This window comes from Sphingomonas sp., from assembly GCF_023266535.1.
Taxonomy (GTDB): Bacteria; Pseudomonadota; Alphaproteobacteria; order Sphingomonadales; family Sphingomonadaceae; genus Sphingomicrobium.
On sequence record NZ_JAHFPY010000104.1, the window covers coordinates 3,162 to 7,124 of the forward strand.

The following is a 3,963-nucleotide window of genomic DNA, read 5'->3' on the forward strand; positions in this document are numbered from 1 at the left end:
TTGCCCGACGCGATCATGATGGCGCCGCCGACGCCTTCCAGACGCTCCGCGACCGGGGCGTGGATGATCCCGCCATCCTGTTCAATCTCGCCTGGGCAAGGGCATTCCAGAAGGATTTTGCCTCGGCTCTTATTCTCCTCGATCCTTCCGTCACCAGCGCCATTCCCCAGGCGGCGATGCTCGACGTCCAGCTTCGTCACGACATGGGCGAATTTGAAGAAGCCGCGGCCCGGGCCGAGCAATATCTCGCGATCCATCCCGGCCACCCGGGCCTGGCGGCAGCAGTGTCGGTCCTCGCCCTTGACGTCGAGAATCCCGAGCTTGCCGAGCGCTGCGCACTTGCCGCGGGCAACCACCCCGACGCGTTAACGACCCTGGGGACGCTCTCTCTCGGCAAGCAGGAGCTGCCCGAGGCGATCGAGCTATTCGACAAGGCGCTTGAAGCCGATCGCAAGTCGCCGCGCGCCTGGGTTGGGCGAGGCCTCGCCAAGCTGATTTCGGATGATGGCGAAGGGGCAGCGGACGATATTGATCAGGGCGCCGAACTGTTCGAGGACCATTTGGGATCGTGGATCGCGGCCGGCTGGGCCTATCTCCTGAAGCACGATCTTAGGACTGCCCGTGCGCGGTTCGAGAAGTCGATGGCAATCGACCATAATTTCGCGGAGAATTTTGGCTCGCTGGCAGTGGTCGACGTGCTTGAAGGCCGGTTGGACGAAGCCCGGCAGGGGATTGCAACGGCGTTCAAGCTCGATCGCCAATGCTTCTCGGCGATGATGGCCCAGAGCCTGCTCACTTCGGCTGAGGGCAATCCCGACAAGGGACAGAAACTGTTCCGGAAAATCCTCGAGACGCCGATCAATGACCGGGGTGACACGGCTCTTCAGGCGCTGGCCCGAATGGGATTGGGCTAGGCTTTATCGCTCGGAGAGCGCCGATTGCTGGCGCCACCCCGGGCCACGGAAAATAAATTCCTAAACAAATTTGCGATTCCGCCGATTGGATGATTGGGCGGGGGAGAAATCTCTTGAACGCCTGCTGTCGTCGGGTTGGTCGAGGGAATTTCCAGGATGGTTGCGATATTCACGGGTTCGGGCGTTGGGTTCGAGCGTGGGTCGGGTTCGGTGTTGGGATCGCTGGGGCTGTTGGGCACCGGCAGCATGGGCCGCGGCGGCGAGCAGCTGATGTTCAATGCGGCGACCGGCAACTTCATGGTCAGCCAGCGCGACGAATATCTGGTCGGGCTTGGCCTCGATGCGGCGGTGACGCGCACCTACAACAGCCTGGGCGATCTATCCGACGACAATCATGACAATTGGCGGCAGGGCTATGACAAGCACATCGCCAACCTGACCGGCACCGCCAATACGGCGGGCAGCACGGTGCAGCGGGTGTCGGGTGACGGCTCGGTCATCACCTACACATGGGATGGGTCGAAAAGCGCCTATGTCGCGACCGACGGTGCGGGCGCCTACGACATAATGACCTTCAATACGTCGAGCCGGCAGTGGACCTGGACCGACGGCGACAGCCAGGCCCGGGAGATCTATGCCGAGGCCGGTGCCTACGGCTCGGGCGCATGGAACCTCGCGCAGCAGCTCGATAGTGACGGCGACGCCGTCAACTTCTCCTACTATGGCAATGGCCGGCTTTACCAGGTCACGACCGCCGACGGCTCCACGCTGACCTATGTGTGGAGCGGCGCCAGTTCGGACCGGCTGGACTCGGTCACGACCGGCTATACCGACCTTGCCACCTCGACCGCCAAGACGCTGACGCGGACCAGCTACACCTATGACGGGAGCGGCCGGCTGGCGACCGTCCGGGTCGACTACACCCCCAACGACAACGTCGTCGACACCAATGCCAACGGCACGATCGAGGCCACTGAAGGCTTTGTTACTACCTATGGCTATGATGGTTCGGGCCGGGTCAACTCGATCAGCCAGTCGGACGGCTCCAACATCGCCATCACCTATGATGGCTCGGGCCGGGTCTCGACCATGGTTGAGACTGCGTCGACCGGCGTCACCCGCACCACCAGCGTCACCTATGGCGCGGGCTATACCGACGTCACCGATCCCCTCGGGCTGGTCACCCGGCTCGAATATGACGGCTCCAACCGGCTGACCAAAATCACATTGCCACCCCCGGCGGCCGGCGGAACTCAGCAGCAGATCCAGTTCACTTACGACGGCAATGGCAACGTCACCTCGGTCACCGACGCGCTTGGCAATGCTACCGGCTACTCAAACTTCGATGCCAACGGCAACGCCCAGACGATCACCGACCGGCTCGGCAATGTCGTCACCCGGACCTATGGCGCAAAGAATGAGCTGCTGACCGAAACCAGCACCTCATCGGATGCCGGATCGGGTGCGGCCACGCACACGGTGCGCTACGCTTACGATGCCGAGAACCATCTGCGCTACCGGGTCAGCGCGGAAGGGTTGGTCACCGAGTATCGCTATACGACCGCCGGCCAGCTCAGCTATGCCATCGAATATCCCGAGCACTTCTACGATGTGAGCGCACTCGGATCGGGAACCGCACTTACCGAAGCCCAACTCGACAGCTGGGTGAGCGGTCTTGCCGACAAGAGCTCGATCCAGATCAGCTACAATCTCTATGATGCACGCGGGGCACTGGTCAGCTCCGAGAGCTATGGCATCGCCACCACCGCCGGCGCCACTTCGACCAGCGAGGGGACGTCCAAGAGCTTCTTCACCTACGACCAGGCGGGCCGCCTGCTTGCCCGCAATGCCCAGGGGCGCAACGTCGAGACGTTCGTTTATGACGGGATGGGTCGGCTGACCTCGTCGGTCGACGTCAATGGCGCGACCACCGCTTATGTGTTCAACGATGCGGCGACCACCACCACGGTCACCTACGCCAATGGGCTGACCCAGGTCTCGACCTACAACAAGGCTGGCGAGCTGATCAGCTTCGCGGAGAGCGCCGCGGCCACCACGCTTGGCGCTGCGACCGGCACGTCGACCTATGGCTATGACAAGGATGGCCGGCTGCGCTGGAGCCAGGATGCGACGGCACGCAAGAGCTACTTCATCTATGATCAGGTCGGTCGCAAGGTCGCCGATGTGAGTTCGGCGGGCGATGTCGTCGAGTATCGCTACGACGCCAACAGCCGGCTCATTGCCACCATCGCCCATGGGCTGCGCTACACCGGCTCATTTACCGCGCTCGACAATGCGGACGCGGTGATCGATCCCGCGACCTACTTGCCCGCGTCGAACGCTTCCGATCTCTGGTCGTGGACCATCTACGACAAGGAAGGCCGGGTACTGCAGGCGATTGCCGGCGACGGCACGACCAATGTGCTTGCCTATGATGGGGCCGGGCGGCTCATCTCGACCACCGGCTATTTTAACAAGCTGACCTCGACCCAGCTGACGACGTTCAAGACCACGCTTCCAACCGCTGTCACCCTTCCCACCAGCGATGCCAAAGACAGCATCGCCCGCAGCTTCTACGACAAGGACGGGCGTCTCCTGGGTGTCCTCGACGGCGAGGGCTATCTCTCGAAGATCGTCTACGACATGGCGGGCCAGAAGGTCTCCGCAACCTCTTATTATAACGCGACCTCGGCCGGCCTTCGCGCGAGCGGCACGTTCAATGCGCTGGTTGCCTCGATCACCCTTGACGCCGCCAAGGACCGGACGGTCAACTATGTCTATGACGGCCAGGGCCAGCTGCGCTTTGCGGTTGGCGCGACAGGCCAGGTCCTTGAAACCCAATATGACAGTGCCGGCCAGGCGACCACGGTCATCGCCTATGCCAATGCGCTGGCCGGTGGAACGAGCGACTTTACCTACGACAATGTGAAGGCGCTGGTCACGGCCGGCGGCTTTGCCTCGGCCAGCGACCGCAAGAGCTGGACGGTTTACGACAGTGCCGGACGCGCCGCCTATGTGATCGACGCCGAAGGCTCGGTGGTCGCCAACA

The 3,963-nt window shown here is 62.7% G+C and carries 2 protein-coding genes; both read left to right on the plus strand.

Going from position 1 to position 3,963, the window contains the following annotated elements:
* A partial coding sequence (locus tag Q0C64_RS12940) for a tetratricopeptide repeat protein (RefSeq protein WP_294124254.1) occupies positions 1 to 914 on the plus strand: 914 nt, incomplete at its 5' end.
* 156 nt (positions 915 to 1,070) lie between these two features.
* Positions 1,071 to 3,963, plus strand: a 2,893-nt coding sequence (locus tag Q0C64_RS12945; protein ID WP_294124255.1) for a hypothetical protein, incomplete at its 3' end; no start/stop codon positions are given.